At 37.9% G+C, this 19,847-nt stretch carries 18 protein-coding genes and 1 pseudogene; 6 read left to right on the top strand and 13 right to left on the bottom strand.

Going from position 1 to position 19,847, the window contains the following annotated elements; genetic code table 11:
- Positions 1-184: 184 nt before the first annotated feature.
- From F957_RS13220 to F957_RS13190, 7 genes are all read right to left on the bottom strand, one after another.
- Positions 185-454 (bottom strand): hypothetical protein, encoded by a 270-nt coding sequence (locus F957_RS13220; RefSeq protein WP_016660265.1) that lies wholly within the window; start codon positions 452-454, stop codon positions 185-187.
- A gap of 273 nt (positions 455-727) precedes the next feature.
- The gene (locus F957_RS13215; protein ID WP_016540044.1) at positions 728-1,432 is read right to left on the bottom strand and encodes a GntR family transcriptional regulator; all 705 of its coding nucleotides are present in this window, start codon (positions 1,430-1,432) and stop codon (positions 728-730) included.
- 6 nt (positions 1,433-1,438) lie between these two features.
- A complete protein-coding gene (uca, locus tag F957_RS13210) occupies positions 1,439-5,044 on the bottom strand; it encodes an urea carboxylase (protein WP_016660266.1) in 3,606 nt (1,201 codons plus the stop codon).
- A gap of 19 nt (positions 5,045-5,063) precedes the next feature.
- The gene (atzF, locus tag F957_RS13205; protein WP_016540043.1) at positions 5,064-6,887 is read right to left on the bottom strand and encodes an allophanate hydrolase; all 1,824 of its coding nucleotides are present in this window, start codon (positions 6,885-6,887) and stop codon (positions 5,064-5,066) included.
- Between the two features lie 250 nt (positions 6,888-7,137).
- Positions 7,138-7,494: a winged helix-turn-helix domain-containing protein gene (locus tag F957_RS13200; protein WP_016540042.1), complete on the bottom strand. Its 357-nt coding sequence runs from the start codon at positions 7,492-7,494 to the stop codon at positions 7,138-7,140.
- A gap of 59 nt (positions 7,495-7,553) precedes the next feature.
- Positions 7,554-8,663, bottom strand: coding sequence for an S-(hydroxymethyl)glutathione dehydrogenase/class III alcohol dehydrogenase (locus F957_RS13195; RefSeq protein WP_032860431.1), 1,110 nt, complete (start codon positions 8,661-8,663; stop codon positions 7,554-7,556).
- Positions 8,664-8,683: 20 nt separating this feature from the next.
- Entirely contained in the window at positions 8,684-8,959 is a 276-nt protein-coding gene (locus tag F957_RS13190; protein ID WP_004653592.1) for a metal/formaldehyde-sensitive transcriptional repressor, read from the bottom strand.
- A 296-nt stretch (positions 8,960-9,255) separates the two neighbouring features.
- Between F957_RS13190 and F957_RS13185 the strand changes: the two genes are divergently transcribed.
- Positions 9,256-10,764, top strand: a complete 1,509-nt coding sequence (locus tag F957_RS13185) for a phospholipase D family protein (protein WP_016660267.1) — start codon at positions 9,256-9,258, stop codon at positions 10,762-10,764.
- Between the two features lie 119 nt (positions 10,765-10,883).
- The gene (locus F957_RS13180; RefSeq protein ID WP_016540039.1) at positions 10,884-11,372 is read left to right on the top strand and encodes a pyridoxamine 5'-phosphate oxidase family protein; all 489 of its coding nucleotides are present in this window, start codon (positions 10,884-10,886) and stop codon (positions 11,370-11,372) included.
- Here F957_RS13180 and F957_RS13175 read toward each other — a convergent pair.
- The 3 genes from F957_RS13175 to F957_RS13165 form a co-directional block, all read right to left on the bottom strand.
- Complete coding sequence (locus F957_RS13175) at positions 11,369-11,992, bottom strand: class I SAM-dependent methyltransferase (protein ID WP_016540038.1); 624 nt, start codon at positions 11,990-11,992, stop codon at positions 11,369-11,371. The genes F957_RS13180 and F957_RS13175 overlap by 4 nt on opposite strands.
- A 20-nt stretch (positions 11,993-12,012) precedes the next feature.
- Complete coding sequence (locus F957_RS13170) at positions 12,013-12,603, bottom strand: uracil-DNA glycosylase family protein (protein WP_016540037.1); 591 nt, start codon at positions 12,601-12,603, stop codon at positions 12,013-12,015.
- 267 nt (positions 12,604-12,870) lie between these two features.
- Positions 12,871-13,674 (bottom strand): BRO-N domain-containing protein, encoded by an 804-nt coding sequence (locus tag F957_RS13165; protein WP_016540036.1) that lies wholly within the window; start codon positions 13,672-13,674, stop codon positions 12,871-12,873.
- Positions 13,675-13,836: 162 nt separating this feature from the next.
- On the opposite strand from F957_RS13165, the gene F957_RS13160 reads away from it, so the two are divergent.
- The gene (locus tag F957_RS13160; RefSeq protein ID WP_016540035.1) at positions 13,837-14,229 is read left to right on the top strand and encodes a hypothetical protein; all 393 of its coding nucleotides are present in this window, start codon (positions 13,837-13,839) and stop codon (positions 14,227-14,229) included.
- 21 nt (positions 14,230-14,250) lie between these two features.
- Here F957_RS13160 and F957_RS13155 read toward each other — a convergent pair whose 3' ends face one another.
- The 3 genes from F957_RS13155 to F957_RS13145 all read right to left on the bottom strand — a co-directional run bounded on the left by F957_RS13155 (position 14,251) and on the right by F957_RS13145 (position 17,271).
- Entirely contained in the window at positions 14,251-15,774 is a 1,524-nt protein-coding gene (locus F957_RS13155; protein ID WP_016540034.1) for a YecA family protein, read from the bottom strand.
- A gap of 184 nt (positions 15,775-15,958) precedes the next feature.
- Complete coding sequence (locus F957_RS13150) at positions 15,959-16,456, bottom strand: type II toxin-antitoxin system VapC family toxin (protein ID WP_016540033.1); 498 nt, start codon at positions 16,454-16,456, stop codon at positions 15,959-15,961.
- Positions 16,453-17,271 carry a hypothetical protein gene (locus F957_RS13145; RefSeq protein WP_016540032.1) on the bottom strand — a complete coding sequence of 273 codons (819 nt, stop codon included), beginning with the start codon at positions 17,269-17,271 and terminating at the stop codon, positions 16,453-16,455. The genes F957_RS13150 and F957_RS13145 overlap by 4 nt, the downstream gene beginning before the upstream one ends.
- Positions 17,272-17,646: 375 nt before the next feature.
- Here F957_RS13145 and F957_RS13140 point away from each other — a divergent pair, with 375 nt between their 5' ends.
- The 3 genes and pseudogenes from F957_RS13140 to F957_RS13135 all read left to right on the top strand — a co-directional run bounded on the left by F957_RS13140 (position 17,647) and on the right by F957_RS13135 (position 19,823).
- The gene (locus F957_RS13140) at positions 17,647-18,060 is read left to right on the top strand and encodes a hypothetical protein (RefSeq protein ID WP_016660268.1); all 414 of its coding nucleotides are present in this window, start codon (positions 17,647-17,649) and stop codon (positions 18,058-18,060) included.
- Between the two features lie 63 nt (positions 18,061-18,123).
- Positions 18,124-18,363: pseudogene (locus F957_RS0120525) on the top strand (CPCC family cysteine-rich protein); the annotation flags it as partial.
- Positions 18,364-18,761: 398 nt separating this feature from the next.
- A complete protein-coding gene (locus tag F957_RS13135; RefSeq protein WP_016540029.1) occupies positions 18,762-19,823 on the top strand; it encodes a NucA/NucB deoxyribonuclease domain-containing protein in 1,062 nt (353 codons plus the stop codon).
- Positions 19,824-19,847: the final 24 nt, after the last annotated feature.

Here is a 19,847-nt window from a genome sequence, read left to right on the forward strand (position 1 = left end):
TCGAACTGTGGCTCTCCCATCAGCATAGCGAATGTAATGATGAATTTTTGGGGGTGTAATCGGTGTGCTACAACCAGCACATTTTCTTCCTATCATCCTAATTGACAAAAAAACCTTTTTAAACAATTGATTAATTACTTAATTTTATGCGTTATTCGCTTAAAAAAACTACCAATTATCACCATCACAAATTATTATTTCTATCCATTTCTAAAAGTGCTCTAAGTCTAAAAATTTCTGAAATTAATTTTGGGATATCTTGTTTGGCGTTTGCTATAAAATCCTGATCAGTAATAGTTGCACCGATTAACTCAATATCCTCATTGCCTGTCATAATAAAATTAGACCCACTCTGATGATTTCTACCTTCCACATAGGAGACCCATGGTCCTTGAGAAGTTTTTGAACAAAGTTCTAATATGTGTTCTAAATTTTCTTTTGATAATTCTTCCATGTCAGCTCTCTAAGTGCATATGCCTTCTTATCTTTATTGCCATTATATTGAAAAAAGTTGATATGTTTAACTTAATAGCTAAATACTTCATCTAACTCAATATATTAAAGTATGTTTCTGATACAATAAACTCTATAGCTAATACGTCTTAATCGCCCTGCTCAGACCAAATCGATTCAGGAATTACGAACTTCTTATCTATGTTATTCGATAATTTAGTTTATCTTCATCATATAAATACGGATACCCCAGCACATATAAAAAAATATAAATCTAATAAAACTGACTTGAATCCAACATCTGTAAGGTAATCTTTTTCACTTCATCACGACTTTGCATAATATGCGCTTCAATTGCATTGATCGCTTGTTCAGTGTGTCGATCAAAAATAAAACCTAAGATTTTTTGATGTTCCTGATAAGTCGCTTCAACTCGATAATCTTTGGAAAAATCCAAACGGCGGATGATTCGGATTCGCTCACTCAAATCCCGATGAATCCTCGCCATTTCATTATTGCCCGAAGCTCGGACCAAAGCACAATGAAAATCTTCATCCTGCTGAGAAAGTTGTTTAATGTCTTTTAAATACTCAGAAGGTTGCACTAACCACAGGTCTTTTAACACCGACAACTCAACCGAGTTATGATGATCCATTTGGCAAAGCTTTCGAATCGAATCTTTCTCCAAAACAATACGCACATCATAAAGCTCTTCATAGTAACGAAAATTGAGCGGCCGAATCTGCCAACCGCTCCGAAAGCTCACATCAACATAACCTTCTTGTTGCAAGCGATACAAGGCTTGTCGGATGGGGGTACGACTCACATCATAGGCTTTAGCAACTTCAGACTCAGTAAAACGTTCACCTGGCATCAATTTGAAATCAAAGATGTCATTCTTGATGCGTTGGTAAACCAGCTCGGACAAATTGTCTGAGCCTTTGCTTGTGTTGTTTATGTTGATGTTCGCTTCTTTCATTCAAGCTTATTCCATATAGACCAATGGTTCACCACTGTGTACGGTTTGCCCTGCTCGGCAAATAATGGCTTTGACAATACCATCCTCTTCCGCATAGACAGGCAACTCCATTTTCATCGCTTCAATAATAGCAACAGTTTCACCTTTTTTAATCTCTTGGCCATGTTCTACAAAGATCTTCCAGATATTTCCAGTCATTGAAGCATTTAAAGAAGAAAGATGGCTGTAATCAACATGATTGGCTTGCTCAACATGTTGTTCAGGTTGTGTAGCAAATTCCTCTTTCCAGCGGCTCACTTCAGTACTAAAGGCCTGTTGTTGCTTGTCTTTAAATGCCGCGATACTTTCCGCTTCATTCTCCAAAAACTGCACATAGTCGGCATAGTCAAACTCAGTTTCTTCAATCTGGATCTGCGCACGACCATTTTCAAAATCTGCACGCCATTCATTCAATTCAGCTTCAGTTACAGGGAAATATTTAATCTGGTCAAAGAATTGCAAGAACCATTGCTTATCACCAAATTGCTTGTTCTTTTTAAACTTGTTCCAGATCGGCAGCGTTCGCCCAATCAACTGATAACCACCGGGTGAATCCATGCCATAAATACACATGTACATCCCACCAATACCGACAGTCCCTTCTGCGGTAAAAGTACGTGCAGGATTGTACTTAGAACTGAGTAAGCGGTGACGTGGGTCAATCGGTACTGCACATGGTGCTGTCAAATAGACATCGCCCAAACCTAGCACCAAATAGTTGGCATCAAAAATAATATCTTTGACTTCATCACGATGTGCCAGACCATTAATCCGTTGGATAAAATCAACATTATTCGGTAACCACGGTGCTTTGGCACAGACACTTTCCTGATAACGCTCTACGGCACCTAAAGTGGCACTATCCTCAAAAGCCATTGGTAAATGCACAATACGTGATGGAATTTTCAGTTGGCTTAAATCCCCCATTTGCTCTTCAAGTTTCAGTAATTGATAAATGAGCTCAGTTTGAGGAATTACCAGACCATCATATTTAATTTGTAATGAGCGTACACCCGGCGACAACTCCAAAACACCTGCAAGATTGGCATCGCGAATCATTTGAATCAGTTGATGCACACGCAAACGTAGCGCCAAATCTAAAACGTTTTCACCATATTCGAGCAAGATATAGCTATCACCCGCTTGGCGATACACGGTTTTTGGCGATAAATCAGTTGGTTCACGTTGAGCCAAAATAGTGCTAAATACGTCTTGAGCAGGTTCAATGGTTTCAATGACTTTAGATGCATCCGCAAAGTTCTGAATATTGTCGATTTGTTTCCGTTCTAATGCATTGGCTTGCTCTGCCGTAATTGGATAAAAACGGATTTTGTCATCGGCTTTCAATTGCCCAACTTTCCACAGTTCTGCTTTGGCTATGGTTACTGGACAAACGAAGCCGCCTAAACTTGGGCCATCTTTTGCCAAAATCACTGGGAAATCACCGGTAAAGTTGATCGCACCAATTGCATATTCACAGTCATGCACATTGGATGGATGCAGACCTGCTTCACCACCATTCTCTCTGGCCCAGCTTGGTGTCGGACCTGAAAGTCTGACGCCTAAACGGTTTGAGTTAAAGTGAACCGTCCACTCAGAGGCAAAGAATTCTTCGACATATTCAGGTTTAAAGAAATCAGGCGCACCGTGTGGTCCATACAACACGGCGATTTCCCACTCATTGCTATATTCAGGAATTAAATCTTTCGATAGCGCTTGTGGTGTATCGGTTGCCAGCGGCAATTCTGGACTGGCAAGTTCTGCATCAACCATTTTGATCATGTCGCCAACACGTAAAGTACGTCCTGCATGACCACCAAAATTGCCCAATGCAAAGGTTGAACGGCTACCCAAATATAATGGAACATCCAGTCCATCACGTACGGCTAAGTAAGTACGGCAGCCTGAAGCTACTTGACCAATTTTCAAGGTTTGGCCTGCTTTGACCTTAATCGGTTGCCAAAAAGCAATGCGTTGATCATCTAACAAAGCTGTACAACTTGCACCTGTGAGTGCAATGGTGGTATCAGCATGGAACTTTAAGCTTGGCCCCACTAAAGTAAACTCAAAACCCGCTGCTTTAGCATCATTTCCAACAATTCGATTGGCCAATTGGAAGGCATAATCATCCATTGGACCCGAAGGCGGTACACCGATATCCCAATAGCCAGTACGTCCTGGATAGTCTTGAATTGAACTCAAGGTACCTGCTTGTACTACCTCAATCACTTTTGGTGAATAGCTGAAATCGTCAAGCATCCGAGTCCAAATTTGCATAGACTCAAAACGTTGGTCTGAGACAATGGCACGGGCATAATCCAAGTTGGTGCTGATACCATTTAAACGCGTTTCCGCTAAAACCACTTTTAATTTTTCAATCGCAGTCGCTCGATCTTCAGCATGCACAATAATCTTGGCAATCATTGGATCAAAATACTGAGAAATTTCGGTACCTGTTTTCACCCAAGTATCGACGCGAATACCTTCGGGAAATGAAACTTCGGTGAGCACACCTGGGCTTGGTTGAAAATTTTTAACTGGGTCTTCTGCATAAACTCGGACCTCAATCGCAGCACCTTGCGGTTGGATATTACTGAGATAGTCCCAATCCAAGGCATCACCTGCCGCGACTTTGAGCATACACTCGATTAAGTCGAGACCTGTCACCATTTCCGTCACAGGATGCTCTACCTGTAAACGCGTATTCACCTCAAGGAAATAAAACTCATCTCTTTGCGCATCATAAATAAACTCAACCGTTCCTGCACTGCGATAATTGACAGAGCGCCCTAGTTCAACTGCCGCTTGATGTAGCTTTTTACGGGTTGCTTCAGGTAAGTTCGCCGCTGGCGTTTCTTCAACCACTTTTTGGTTTCGGCGTTGCAATGAACAATCACGCTCACCAAACGCGACCACTTGACCTTGACCATCACCAAAAATCTGTACTTCGACATGACGTGCTTTATCAATAAAGCATTCAATAAAGACCCCTGCATCTTTAAAGAACTGCTCACCGAGGCGTTTCACACTTTCATAGGCATCTGCCAGTGCTTGTGCGGTGTCACAACGGGTAAGGCCAATACCACCACCACCTGCGGTGCTTTTTAGCATGATTGGATAACCAATACGCTCAGCTGCAGTCAATGCTTCTTCTAGACTGTCCAGCAAGCCTGTGCCGGGTGTCATTGGAACATGAGCTGCTGCGGCGAGTTCACGTGCACGGTGCTTTAGACCAAATTCCAGAATCTGCTCTGCTGTTGGACCCATAAAGGCAATATTATTTTCTTCACACGCACGGGAGAAATCGGCACTCTCAGACAGAAAGCCATAGCCCGGAAAAATCGCTTCAGCTCCTGTTTGTTTGGCTGCTTGGATCAATTTTTCGATACTCAAATACGTATCAGCTGGCTTTAAACCTTCCAGTGCTATTGCAATATCTGCATCCTGCACATGTTGAGCATAACGGTCACTGTCTGAATAAACCGCGACACTGGTAATGCCTAATTTTTTCAGTGTTCGAATTGCCCGGACAGCAATTTCACCACGGTTTGCAATAAGTACGGTCTTAAACATGATGATTTCCCCCTAAAAATTAATTGGCTGCTTTGGCTGTTTGATTACGATGCTGGATATACGCTCTCCAGCCGCCAAAATGGCTAATATTCTCCGCATCGCCTAGACCATAAGGTTCGCAAATAAAGCCTTTAACCCAGCGACCATCTTCCAATTCGACATTGCCCATACCCAACGGCGTTGGGATTTCTGCCACAAACTCACCAAAGCGTGCTGTAGGCACATCCCAAAGCTCGACAATGATGCTTTGCCCTTCTTGCTGACGTGCCAAGCCCGGTTTTGGGGGAACTGTTCCATTCAAGGCATAAAGCGCATAATCCTGAGAGGTTTTGGTGGTTTCGACATGCACTGCGCCACGCGTGGTGAGCTGGAAATTCAATGGCATGCCTGTTAAGTGCGCCCCGACAACCGCGACACGAATATGATGAGGAGATACCAAAGTTGGTGCACTTATTGATGATGTTTTATCTAAAGCTCCGAGTTTTAGTGCTAGATAGTTCTGCCATGCTTTGCCGAAATGCACCAAAGCTGCATCGTGCCAAGCAGGTGCAATCAACGTGATACCAAATGGTAAGTTATCTGCCCTAAAACCTGCGGGTAATGCCAAGGCACTTAAATCTGCGAGATTAGTGAAATTGGTATACGTTCCGAAGTGTGCGTTATACTCAATCGGGTGCTGTTGCATTTGCTCAATGGTATAAATCGTCGGTGAAGTTGGCACGATCAAGGCATCAAATGCAGCTAAGCTGTCTTGAATTTTTCGGGTTAAATCCTGTTTTAAATATTCAGCCTTGTAGGCATCGACAGCAGAATATTGTTCACCTTGTTGAATAATCGCTAAAACGGTCGGATCAAAATCAGCGGCATTGCTTTTGAGTAGATCAGCCGCCGCAGCGGTACGCTCCGCAACCCAAGAGCCTTGATAAAGTTGTGCTGCAAGTTGCTCGAATGCAGAAAAATCAATCGGTGTAATTTCAGCATTTAAGCTTTCCAGTAATTGAATGGTGTGTTGAAACGCTTTTTCAGCCAATTCATCACCAAAGAAGTTCAATTTATTCGGAATCGCAAATTTCAATTTGCTGGAAAAGCGTGCAGGTACGTTTTTAGGATGCTGACGTGAATAGCTATCTAAAGCATCATAAGCTTCGACTTGAGCAGCCACCAATTCAGCATCAGTCACGGTGAGCGCGAAGATAGAAATACAATCGATACTTTTTACTGCGGGTAATAGCCCACGATTGGAAAAACGCCCTTTGGTTGGTTTTAATCCCACAATGTTATTGAAAGCGGCTGGAACACGCCCCGATCCTGCGGTATCAGTTCCGAGAGAAAATGGGACTAAGCCACGTGCCACCACACTGGCTGAACCTGAACTTGAACCACCACTGACATATTCGGGTTTAAAACTATTCGGTACTGCCCCAAATGGTGAACGTGTGCCAACTAAACCCGTCGCAAATTGATCAAGATTGGTTTTGCCAAGTACAATCGCACCAGCCTGTTTAAGTAAACGAACCGTTTCAGCATCTTGTGCTGCAACACTATTCAATGCCTTACATGCCGCTGTAGTGACAAAACCAGCCACATCAATATTGTCTTTGACTGCAAACGGCACACCATATAACGGAAATTGTTTTTGTAGGTTGTCGCTATTTTGAGTCAGTTGCTTTAAAGATTGGATCTGTTGTTCAAGCAAATCTGTACTGGCCAGCGAAATCCATGCAACATCGTTTGGATCAATCGCTGCAACCAATTCTTTTAAAATATCCAGCTGAATCTCTTGTTTTGAATACGCTGTTTGCCACTCAGAAATTGTCCAGCCTAAAGTTTTTATTTCGCTCACTTTATGAATCCTATCTTGTATACAAGTTTGAATAGATAGAAGCAGAAAGCGTGCCAATAATATATTTAATTTATAAATCAATACTTTAATAAAAATAATAAAATACAAGGGCGTTTGAATGGGTTATTTATAGTGCTAAAAAGATTCGACAAAAATACGTATGCGCTATAACTCAGCAAATTTTTATTGAGAGAGAAAGGATCAAAGCAAATGTAATGAAATACTGTTTAAGTTATTTATATTTATAAAATTATTTATTTACTTTTAGATAGTTGGCTAGATCTTCAAACTCAGTTGTTACTGCCTGAATTGCTTGCTGCTCCATGGCTCTAAATTTTTTGAGCACCACTTGCCCCAATTCGGTTACCACTGCACCACCACCATGCGTTCCGCCTGTTTGGGTATCGACCAAATTGGAATGAAAGCATTGGTTCATGGTATCCACCAGTTGCCATGCACGGCGGTAACTCATCTCCATAGACTTTGCTGCTTGGGAAATTGATCCTGTGCGATGGATCGCTTCAAGTAGCTCAGCTTTACCTGGACCAAAGGCGATCTGTTCATCAGATAGGATGCGAACATGTAGTTTTAAACGTGGTTTTGACATCAATATCCACCTAAGATTTGATGATGCTTTTCACATCATCAAATCCTATCATTTTTAAATTAGAAATGAATCACGGTACGTATCGACTTACCTTCATGCATTAGGTCAAAGGCATGATTAATATCATCCAATGGCATAGTATGTGTTACGAATGGTTCAAGTTGGATTTCACCTTTCATGGCATCTTCTACCATTTTAGGCAGTTGTGTACGTCCTTTTACCCCACCAAAGGCAGTTCCCATCCATTTGCGTCCTGTCACCAACTGGAACGGACGTGTTGAGATTTCTTGACCTGCACCTGCAACCCCAATAATCACGGATTGTCCCCAACCACGATGAGCACACTCCAATGCTGAACGCATGACATTGGTATTGCCGATACATTCAAAAGAATGGTCAACACCCCAACCTGTCATTTCAACAATCACTTGTTGAATCGGCTGCTCATAATCTTTTGGGTTAAGGAAGTCAGTCGCACCGAACTGTTTTGCCAACTCAAATTTATCAGGATTGGTATCAACAACGATAATACGCCCTGCTTTGGCTTGACGAGCACCTTGCACCACAGCTAGACCAATACCACCAAGACCAAAGACAGCAACGCTATCGCCTGCTTGCACCTTCGCCGTATTGTGTACTGCGCCAATCCCAGTGGTCACACCACAACCCAATAAACAGACTTGTTCATGATTGGCTTCAGGATTGATTTTCGCTAAAGAGACTTCTGCAACCACGGTATATTCACTAAAAGTTGAACACCCCATATAGTGATAAATCGGTTGACCATTATAAGAGAAACGTGTTGTACCATCTGGCATCACGCCTTTGCCTTGAGTGGCACGAACTGCCACACATAAATTGGTTTTGCCTGATTTACAGAATAAACATTCCTTACATTCAGCGGTATACAACGGAATAACATGGTCACCAACAGTAACACTGGTCACCCCCTCACCGACTTGCACCACAACCCCTGCACCTTCATGACCCAACACTGCCGGAAAAACACCTTCAGGATCATCACCTGACAAAGTGAAGGCATCGGTATGGCACACACCTGTATGGGTAATTTTAATCAGGACTTCACCCGCTTTAGGTGGTTCAACATCAAGCTCTACGATTTGTAAGGGTTCGCCTGCGGCAAAAGCAACGGCTGCACGAGATTTAATCACAATGACACTCCTGAATTTTACTTTAAATAAGATTTAAGAATTTTACTGACTTGAATAAGCTCTTGACTGCGTTGCAACTCCGAAGATTCACCGACAACGAGCGTATCTTTTAAATGAATTTCGAGTAGTTCAGTCATCAAACCGTTTAATGCACCACGAACTGCACAGATTTGCTGCAAAATATCAGCGCATTCTGTGTCATTTTCCAAAGCACGTTCAACACTTTGAACTTGACCTTGAATTCGCCTTACACGTGTGAGAATCTTTTTTTTATCCTCTAATTGTTTAGGCATAATGTCGACCACATTAAATCTAAAAATATACTATACACCAGTATAGTAATTTTACTCAATATTTATTGATCTAGATTCTATTAAGCTGTACTCATTGGAACTTGTTTACATAGAAAATTAAATTATTAAAATGATAACTTATTGATTATATTTATAATTACATTTCAACCTTGGAACGAAATCGAATTTAGATATATAAGAAAATCAATCACCTACTCATTACTGCTGGATCCACACGCTTGATCAATAAAATGATAAAAAATTCATACCATTTTAAGATAACGACACTTGTTATCATGTTAGGAATTGGTGGTTGTTCTTTGCCGCCCAATCAAAACCATGATCGGAGTAACTCCTTGCATACGAAAACAAAATGGATGAATGATCCACAAGCCGATCTTAATATTGAAAAAGGTTTAACTGCTTTTTTAGCTTTGGATGATGCTTTCTTAAGTATTGCCTCTCGTATTCATTTAATTCGAAATGCCATGTATCAACTTGATTTACAATATTATATTTGGAATGACGATGCCATTGGCAACATGATGTTGCACGAGTTGCTCAAAGCAGCTGACCGTGGAGTAAAAGTCCGTTTATTAATTGATGATCAGAATGGCATAAAACTGGATAAAACCCTAAAAGCCCTCGCCCAGCATCCAAATTTTGAAATCCGTATTTTCAATCCATATAAGTTTAGACATTTACGCGTTATTGATTATGTATTTAGACTCAAACAAATTAATCATCGTATGCATAACAAACTTACTATTGCCGATCATTCGATTGCAGTAACAGGTGGACGCAATATCAGCAGTGAATATTTTGAAGCCAGTGACCAGTTTCAGTTTAGCGACATGGACATTTTATTCTACGGAAAAGCCGTCGATCGAGCGGAGCAGGTTTTCGATGAGTTTTGGACCGATAAACTCAGCTATTCAACTGAGCAGTTAATGGGTTCTGGTACACCCCAGCAACTTGAGGATTTAAGAAATAGCTATAAAGCCTTAGAGCAAGTTGATACACCCACCGAAGATAAACTTGAAGCTGCACAAGATTATTTAAAATTACGCCTACAAAACTACCCCATCCAATGGGCAAAAGCGCATTTTGTCGCTGATCATCCCAATAAAGCCTTAGGACAAGCCAAAGATCAGGAACTTTTATATGCTCAAGTTCTGGAAATTATGGGTAAACCTGAACAACATATGGAGTTGGTATCCGCCTATTTTGTCCCCACCAAGCGAGGCACAGCATATTTAAACCAGCTTTCTCAAGATGGCATTAAAGTGCGTGTTCTGACCAATAGTCTGGTGGCTAATGATGTCGCCGTAGTGCATTCTTTTTATAGCCAATACCGTAAACCACTTTTACAAAGTGGTGTGCAACTGTATGAGTTTAAACCGAATATCGAACGTAAAAAACGGACTTGGTATGAAATTGCGACTGGTAGTGTAATTCCTGTTAAAGGTAAAAATCGTTCAAGTCTGCATGCCAAATTTTTTGATGTCGATGGAAAAGTTTTTATTGGTTCATTTAATTTTGACCCCCGCTCCGCTCATTTAAATACTGAAGTCGGTTTGGTTGTTGAATCAGATCATTTACAAGACCAAATTACTGCCATGCTTGATCAGCATTTATTACAAGTGGCTTATCAGCTTAAATTAGATCAAGACGGTAATATTGTATGGTATGAACATAAGGAAAATGGTGAAGTGGTTGAGCATCATTATGATCCTGAAAGTACCAGATTCCAGCGTTTTACCATGCACTTTGTGTCTTATTTTCCCGTTGAATGGATGATGTAAATCATCCATTCAATTAGATGTAATTTGCTGAATTGACATCTTTTTTTATGATGAAGAGCGGTATTTTTTTAATTCTTCTATGCTAAGTTACGATTATAATTAACATAAAAGATAACCATATGATTTCAGAAAAAAATTGGAAGAATATTCAGCAGATATTTGCTGCTGCACAAAAGTCATCTTTGCATGCGTCTATTGCAACAGTAGACTCTTCAGGGCAGCCTACCATAACCCCTATAGGCACAATCTTTTTAAACGATAACCAGACTGCTTATTTCTTTGATACATACACAGAAAAGCTCAGTGAGAACCTTATTCAAAACACCAAAGCCTGTATTCAAGCAATCAATACCAATAAATGGTTCTGGTTAAAATCCCTTATCAAAGGTCATTTTGACCATCATTTTGGCGTACGCTTATATGTCGAAATTGGTGATTTACGTCCAGCCACGGAACAAGAAAAGCGTGCAGTTGATCAGCGGACTAAACCGCTACAATGGACAAAAGGCAGTCAATTGATTTGGTCTGAATTTACTCATGTCAGAGAATTCAAAATCAATACGTTTAGATGGGTTAAATATCCTCGGATGATGTCGCATTTAGCTTAATCCAAAGTCATTTCAAACAAACATAGGCCTTCTATCTCTAACGGCATCTTAATCTGCGTAAAAGATGCCTGTTCAAGTGCATCCAAATGCTCTTGTTTGGTCATATAAAGCTGATCATTTTGCATTGCATGTGCTGCACACAAATGATCACAGACTAAATAATGGCCTTGAGGTTTTAATAAGGTTTTTACGATTCTATGGAAATCGGTTGCATAGCATTTATGTCGAAGCTCATGTAATGCTTGATGGATAATAATCAAATCATACTTCTGAGAGAATATATTCTGCCAATCAGCAGCTTTAAAGTTTCCAACAATATAGGTTGCATGTGCTCTTTCAGCGGCATTGAGTTTTTCTTGTGCCAGCTGATGCATCACTTCTGAAAAATCAAAAGCGGTATACTCAATGTTCGTAAGTTGTGAGAGCAAATGTTGGGCTAAAAAACCTGGCCCAGAACCAAGCTCTAATACCTGATATTGTTCAGAAACCTGCTGTCTAATGAGATTGGCATAATATTCAAAGAAATCCTTTCGCCATGGTCTTTTCACATTCGCCGTTTCTTGCCACTCCAAAGCATCAGTGAAATTTCTTAAATCAATGGGGCTTACGACATCCTGCATTTATTTCCCTCTTGTTTTGATTAGACTAAGCCAATTTGTTCAAAAAATTGTTGGTATACTTCAGCTTTCTTTTCTAGCGCTAAAGGATAGGCTCTCGATGATGATGGTAGTCTGTATAAATTCAGCTCTCGATCAGCATAATTTACCTGTACTGATTGTCCAATCATAGGCTTACTGGTTTGCTCTGAAAAGTGCAGCATCAGCGTATCTGTCGCTTTATCACCTGTGGTCATGATGGTACGGCACAATGGAATTTGTTCTAGCAATTTTGATAAATCTGTAGGCGTGACAATTTCTAAAAATTTATCAGAAGCATTACCTTGCAAACGTTTCACTTGATAGGCTGTGTCAAAGATTCCCACACCAATTTGAGTTAAGAATTCACGGATCAGTTGCTCTTTAAAGTTTTTATTGGGTAAATCTAAAAAGTGATCTTTATCTTTAAAAAAGATCAGACCAAAGATCCGCCACATGTCGTTTTGATAATTCGGATAGTAAAAATCCATCTTCCATCTACTTTGTGGCGGTGGAAAACTGCCCAACATCAGCAATTTTGCAGTCGCAGGTAAAAACGGTTGTAATGGGTGTGTTTCTATTTCTATATCAGTCATTTATATAAAGAGCCAAATTTTAAATTGAGCGAAAAGTTTCGTTTATTTTATAGAATATTCCCGTTTTTTGCTTGGGTGTTTTATTGGTTAAAATTTCACCTTAACAAAATTTTAACAAAATATTCGCAATATCATTTTTTTCTTTGAGCTTTGAGTTTGCAGATCTGACAGCAATAGATTGAGTGAAAACCTGCTCTCAAAATATAAAAAAACCGCTTAAATAAGCGGTTTTACGGACGCGGATTCGACTCCCGCCATCATCAAAGACTAAGAATGATTATTTAATAAATGATAACGGTCCATCGGTGCTAAGTGCCAAGGATGTGTATCAATCCTATTTCTGAGTTCCGCATGTTTTTCTTTGTCGATGAACATCCATGCGACAAATCCACCATCATTGAAATGATCATGTATTGCAGAGCTCATGTGTGGATTGATTCCCCTTACAGCGGTGCCAAACTGCCTCCACCATCCGCTTAACCATACCAGATGCATTGCCATTGCTCTGACGTTCATCGCATTGGGTTGGTTATCTGTACTGAAAAGTGCAATCAAGTGATGGACGTATTCAACGGCTACAGGAATCTGTTCAAATGAGAGCTCATCTATGCCGTTCACATTGAAGCGTTGGTGAATAAGCTTGTAGGCATCGGAAAAGTTAAGGTGCTTAGTCTTTGCTACAAGCATATTTACAGCATCATTTAAAACCACACGTTCTGTTTTATCATTCTTGGTCTTAGGTTGTACTTCCCTATCCAATATGTCTAACACCCATTTACGGAATTCTTTGGCTACTGGTGTACGGGCAAAGAACGTTATGAGGTGGCAACCACGTAATGAAAAAATACGATTGTCCAGTTCAACTGAACCCGTAGCTCTAACGACCGTCAATTTGACGGTCGTTGACATATCGGAAGTAAATTCATCTGACTTACGGTCACATATACGAGACACGGAATCTTCACGTGCATAACCTAAAGCACGAGCTAATTCGGTTGATGTGATCCAAATTTGGTCGTCATTCTGTTGTATTGGATGAAATTGTATGGCATTAAATGTTAAACTAGTCATGTCTTTTCTCCTCGCAGGGATTAGATAGAAGCCTCGATAGCCGTCCAAAGTCATCGAGGCTTTTTTATAAATATTGATCAGTTATGACACCATTATCTTGTCATTGAGTTTAGTATTCCATAGTGTTATTATCTTGTCAAACGCGATTAATGAGCACATAAAATGGTTGATAATAAGACAGGACGAGCTGTCACCCAAGATGATTGGAAACGCACCCAAATTCGTATGCCACAAGATCAATATGAATCATTAATGCATTATGCTGAGCAAAATAATTTATCGCTAAATACAGCAATGATTGAATTAATGGAGCTTGGTTTAAAATCAAAATTTGAAGGAAAATCAGGTCGTTCTATTTATTTTAATGATCTAAATTGCATTGAAGACTATCCTAAAGAACCACTTCATGAACGAACTGCACGTGCTGAACAAATGATTTCTGATTTATTTTATCGAAATCCTCAATACCAACTCATCAATATTGAAACACTGAATGATGGAAAGAAAATTCGCTATTGGTATTCTATTCCAAGAAGTGAGAGTTTTAGGGATTAAAAAAAGCACCTTATGGTGCTTTTAAGTATAGTTACTACCTAGTAGTTCATCTGTATGTAAACAACATTTTTTATATTTTAAAGCGGAACCACAATGGCATTTATCATTTCTACCTTTTTTTACTTTAAATGGAGAGTCATGATTTCGACTTAAATCATTATAGTCTGTAAATCCATTAAAAATATGCTGCTCTTTTCTTAACTTTTCTGCTGTCTTTTTCACCTTATAAGGTAAAACCTTGGGATATTCAAACAAGTAAACCCCCTCACTTCTACCTTCTGAACCTAATGGTTGAGTGGCAAGTACTATCACCTTTGTATATTTTGGGTTTAAATATTTTGCAACTAAGCCATATCCCTGCGAATAAGCATTTCTTTTAACTACATATTCCTCAACGCTTTCATTTTCATCTTTCGGCAATAATAAGAAAACATACAATAAATCCTTATATGGAATTGGCTCAATAATTCTACCACTTCGTTTATTTGTTGGTACATTTATAAACTTTTCTTTGAAGGCGTCAGTCAGCAATGCTCTAAAACTTATGTTTTCAGATGCTAACGTTCTCACTGCCACTTCATGAGATGCTAAATCAAGTTCTGCACCTTCCCCAACTTGAGCTGTTACTATTCCATCTGAGAATCTAGTAGTTAGCTCCTCCCAATATTTACTTTTCTCAATTAATATTCTTCTAAGTCTACAACTATAGGAATTTTGATAGGTGTCCCATTCATCTTCTCCTATAAAAACAGCGTTTTCATTTGATAGTGTATATTGCTTAATTTTATCGAAATTAAATTCATTTCGTGCTAACAAAGATGGTTCCTGAGATAAATAAAATGCTAGAAAATTTTCCTCACCCATTGAGCCACTTAAATTATATTTTCTTATGAGAATTTCTTTAAAAGTTAAATAATGTAAGAAATCGGAAATAGTTCCTGTATTTTTGATAACAAGATCTATGGAATATTCATCAAATACGTGTACAAATGTTTTTTCAGTATTAAAATCGTTTAATGTAAATGGCTTTTCCATAACATCTTTTTCTTCCAATTCGTACATATGCACAAATGTTCCTGAGCTGCCATCAGCAAACTGGCTAAAATATTTTTTTGCAGGTTCTAATGTATTTTTTGTTAAGGCTACTAAATGAATCTCTAATTTTTTGTTGCTCAGATCAAATGGAAATTTATTTTGGCATTTTTTATCTAAAAAAACTCTATGAGGATTGTTTCTTATCCAGCTTTCTGCTCCATACAATTGATTTATCGATTTTTTAACAGAATCTTTATACCATCTTTTCCATGATGTATTTACGTCTTTATTTTCATTAAATTTATTATCTTTGTCTGAAAAAATTATAATTTTATTTCCAAAAGCAACGATAGCATCACATATTTCAACTCCTTCATTTTTAGTTAATAAATTTCTATCATTACATGGTCCAACATATGACCATAAAGATAAAAAAGTATCATTTAATAATTTAGACATTTGTCTTTCACTGTCAGTAACCCCGTCACTTTTATAAATAGGCTTAAGCATTTTTTGTCTACAATAATTTTAGTTAAAACAAATATATAAAACTACTTTTTATTGGTCAATATTTTTTTAAAAAGGAAAAGCGATCTTAGGCGCTTTCTTCTGCTAGTTTAGGGATTCTTAGTTTTTTAGGAATCTTGATTCCGACTAAATTTTCAAGAAAAAAATTAGTAAATTAAAAATTTCTTCACTGTAATTGTGTACTTGTAGTTAAGTCTACAATATTCATCTGCTCTAAATAATTATTATCTACATAATCAAAAACTGAAATTGATAAGCCTAGTGTATCAATAATAGTTTTAACTCCCTTATCCGCCGTCACTATCATTTTCGCATTGTTAGAAAGCGCTATACCAAGAATCTGAATATCAACTTTAACTTTCTGACGAGGATCTTGAGTTTTTTTATTCTGTGGAAGTGCTTTGTAATCTTTATATATCTTTGCAGCTACTAACGCAGCTTTAGCATCAAAATCTAGATTTTTAAACTTAGAATTTGGCTTTAGTAGACTCAAAGAACGTGCATCATTCCCATCACCTGCAATAAACTCAGCTATCGCTGGCATAGGCAAGGCCAATGTTAAACGCTCACATTGCTTAATATAGGCAACTAGATTTAAGTATTCAGCACAATCCTTGTCTGCTGTTAATAAAGTAATTAATGCATTGGTATCCAAGATAATCAATCCTGCCGCTCCTTCAGCCACTCGGCAATAGGATCATCAAATTTCGACCAATTCGATGCCCCTTGTGCTCTAAAATTATCTACCCACTCTTCAATACCAACATCATCAATCACAGTAAATTTAGTGATTGAGTATTTTTTTAGTTTTAGTTGATAAGAATTAGATGTGGATAAATAGGTAGCAATGCCTTCAAAACGTAGGCATTTATCAATATCAAAGTATGGATGTAATTCTTTTAATAATTTATGAGAACATTCGGCAGCGACCTCATCACCATTATTTAGAATAATCGTAATGTGATCAGACTTGTCCTTCCCTTTTTGCAGACGAGTTAAACACCCATCTAATGATTCCTCTTGTGAAAACTCTTCCTGAAATTCAGGTTCTGGTACGGTATATAGAATCTCTGTAGGCTTATAAACCTCATTTTCTTTATAAGTACCATAAGAAATTTCAGCTCCATGAAAGCCATATTTACTTAATTCTTTTTGGATTCTAATGACTTGCTTATGCTTTGCAGACGTTTCCTTCAACACGTTAGACATAGCTAATGCTTTACAATCTTGTGGAACTGTCACTGCAATTGTGGTTGAACCTTCTTTGATCGTTTTGAAGCTTGCTTGTTTAACGCCAACAATTTGCCCCAGCGCAGAAAGTAAGTTTGCTACGCTAGAAATTTCTAATTCATGTAAATGACCTTCATGGATTTTCAAGACAAAATCAAGATCGCCATCATGTTCTTGCTGAACTGATGGATCATATAGATCTAGGCTTTGTTGAGTAGATTTTCTACCCTTCTTTTCCACTTTAGACATTTTGAGTTTTCACAGTTTTCCTGTTTATATTATCCAGCAAATCCTTGCTTAAATGAAATAAAGCATAATCATATTTGTTCTTTTCACCTTTTAGGACTAATACGATGATTTGTCAACCAAAATTTCGGACTATTCTCCTAATTTGTCAACTAATAGCAAAAAATGACACTAAATTAAAAACTTCTTTTAATCTTTGTGGTTTGCAGTACTTTATAAGACGCTGTTTTTGTTGTGATAAGAAATTTTAAATAATTTGAAAAATCTAAGAAATTAGTTACTTCGAATTATGTTGAAATTTTCTTAGCTACTTGAGAAGATCAATGGGAACACAATTCCTAAACTTTATAATAAATTATTTAAAGGATTGAAAATTATATGGATTATAAAACACTTAATAAAATCACTAGCTCTTCATTAGAATGTTTTCAAGACCATTTACCTTCTCTTGTCGCATGGCAAACATTTCCAAAAAACTATTGTGAAGAAGTTTCAAGTATTCTTTTAAGAATATTGATAAAAGAGGATATCCTTGATTTTAAGTTAATGCGTGGAACAAATAAAAAAGGGGAATTTCATTTTTGGCTTGAGTCTGAAGATTTTGTTATTGATCTTACCGCTCATCAATTTGAAGGTTTTGATAAACCTTTTTTATTAATTTCTAAATCTGAATATCCACTATATAAAGTCTTTAATAAAGATATTCAAGAAAAAGAAATTCATCCTAACTGGCCTGGCTTAGAAAAGATATCTTCGCATATTCAAAAAAGGTTTTATGCTGAGTATTATTAATTATTGAAATCCTCACATATAAACATTTAAGCATACAGAAAGTTGGAGAAATAGAATGCTCTCCCGTGTTTATGCTGTGGCTACTTAACCAGAGATGAACCATCTAACGGCGACTATGTTATCTGCTCTGTATGCTTATGGGAGGATAATCCTGTGCAAACAGAAAATCCTGATTGGTGTGGTAGTGCAAACGCACCTTCGCTAAACCAAGCTCGTGAAAACTTTAAAAAGTATGGGGCAATGGAGGAACGATTTGTTAAGGATGTGAGAAAGCCGAGGGATGAAGAGATTCCGAAGATTTAAAAAAGTTCTTATCAGAGATTTAGGATTGACACTTGTGTCCCTAACTGTATTCCTCTTAGCCGACAGTTTTTGCTATCTCAATAATAAACAAATTTATTATCTACAGTTAGATTAGAGTGGTTTTATTAAGATTTTTAAAATAATAACAAACTATTGTGCAGATTAAATTAACTCAAAAATACTCAATAAAACCCCATATAAATACATGATATATAATATAGTTTTTTAATTAAAAACATAAGAATTAGATTAAAAATAAAACAAACAATAAATTTAAGTTACTAATTTTAGTAATTTATTTTTACAAATCATAATTTTTCTTTATCATAGTTCCCGATTTCAAGATAATTAAAACCATTTATCTTGAAATTATTTTTTATTAAAATATTGGAAATTTCATGTTAAATATAACAAAATATATAATAGCTTTAGCCACGGTATTTACAGTAACTGATAGTTACGCTGCTAGTGCTTTAGATGTTTCACCAATTTGTAAAACAGTTGGGAAGGATCTAGATAGCTATATAAATAGAGGGTCACATTGTCTGATATCAGACCAAGGTGAAATTCCTTTAACTGATGCAAAAGGATTAAACGTTGGAACGGCTAAAATTACTGCTTATGTTTATTCTGACAATCCAAAAAATGCATTAACTTGGACTTATAAGTACAAGTTACGAACCCAAATCATTGGTAAACCTGGTGACTCTTTAAAGGTACGCCCAGAATTATATTGCTATGACTGTACGGCAAAGACCGTTTACGGTAATCCAATTAATTTAGTAAATGGCCTATCCGCTGAATCAACCACAACATTTACCCCATCTAACTCAGCTTTAGCAGATCAAAACCCATTATTTTTATCTCCAAGTGTTCGGTTTCAAGTCGTAAAATCGAACGAATCATTTGATAATGCTGCAAATTTTGAACCAGGTATTTATAATCCTAGTGTGCGTTGTGATATTGGAAAGGCTAAAGCAAATACAAAAGGATGTGTATACCCTACCGCACCTGCTGTTATGACAACAATTAAGCTTACTGATCCAGACGTGGATGAATCTGCAAAGCATATTAAAGAAGCATTTCTTGCAGGTAAACCAGGTCAATTCATTGCAGCTTCACCTAATTCTATTTTTAGAAGTTCAAGTGCAAGACCATTAACCCGTTTGAGAGATGCTGCACAGCGCAAAGCTAACCGAGCTGAATCTGTAAAAATGTGTAAAATTAAATATGGTCCAAGTGTTGGTTCAAAGTGCTTCTTTACGGGTGATTCTGATGAAGTAGCAACTGATTGTGATTGTGATGAATTTCCTTTTGCAGCAACAAACCAAGGTGGAACTGATGCTTCTGTTAAAAAGATTGATGCATCTGACAATCGTAGAGCTGGTAGTCGTTTAGGTACTTTCTTTAATGCCGAAAGGGTTCTTGATGGCGATGAATTTTTTCTAAATGTTGATTAACTATTAATTTAAAGAGGTAGCTCA

Origin of the sequence: Acinetobacter gyllenbergii CIP 110306 = MTCC 11365 (genome assembly GCF_000413855.1) — a bacterium.
Lineage (GTDB): Bacteria > Pseudomonadota > Gammaproteobacteria > Pseudomonadales > Moraxellaceae > Acinetobacter > Acinetobacter gyllenbergii.

Coding starts and splice junctions, on each gene's coding strand:
- F957_RS13220 (WP_016660265.1), bottom strand. CDS start 454: ATGGAAGAATTATCAAAAGAAAATTTAGAACACATATTAGAACTTTGT.
- F957_RS13175 (WP_016540038.1), bottom strand. CDS start 11,992: ATGCAGGATGTCGTAAGCCCCATTGATTTAAGAAATTTCACTGATGCT.
- F957_RS13190 (WP_004653592.1), bottom strand. CDS start 8,959: ATGCCTAAACAATTAGAGGATAAAAAAAAGATTCTCACACGTGTAAGG.
- F957_RS13170 (WP_016540037.1), bottom strand. CDS start 12,603: ATGACTGATATAGAAATAGAAACACACCCATTACAACCGTTTTTACCT.
- F957_RS13135 (WP_016540029.1), top strand. CDS start 18,762: ATGTTAAATATAACAAAATATATAATAGCTTTAGCCACGGTATTTACA.
- F957_RS13140 (WP_016660268.1), top strand. CDS start 17,647: ATGGATTATAAAACACTTAATAAAATCACTAGCTCTTCATTAGAATGT.
- uca (WP_016660266.1), bottom strand. CDS start 5,044: ATGTTTAAGACCGTACTTATTGCAAACCGTGGTGAAATTGCTGTCCGG.
- F957_RS13165 (WP_016540036.1), bottom strand. CDS start 13,674: ATGACTAGTTTAACATTTAATGCCATACAATTTCATCCAATACAACAG.
- F957_RS13155 (WP_016540034.1), bottom strand. CDS start 15,774: ATGCTTAAGCCTATTTATAAAAGTGACGGGGTTACTGACAGTGAAAGA.
- F957_RS13160 (WP_016540035.1), top strand. CDS start 13,837: ATGGTTGATAATAAGACAGGACGAGCTGTCACCCAAGATGATTGGAAA.
- F957_RS13180 (WP_016540039.1), top strand. CDS start 10,884: ATGATTTCAGAAAAAAATTGGAAGAATATTCAGCAGATATTTGCTGCT.
- F957_RS13185 (WP_016660267.1), top strand. CDS start 9,256: ATGTTAGGAATTGGTGGTTGTTCTTTGCCGCCCAATCAAAACCATGAT.
- F957_RS13215 (WP_016540044.1), bottom strand. CDS start 1,432: ATGAAAGAAGCGAACATCAACATAAACAACACAAGCAAAGGCTCAGAC.
- F957_RS13200 (WP_016540042.1), bottom strand. CDS start 7,494: ATGTCAAAACCACGTTTAAAACTACATGTTCGCATCCTATCTGATGAA.
- F957_RS13145 (WP_016540032.1), bottom strand. CDS start 17,271: ATGTCTAAAGTGGAAAAGAAGGGTAGAAAATCTACTCAACAAAGCCTA.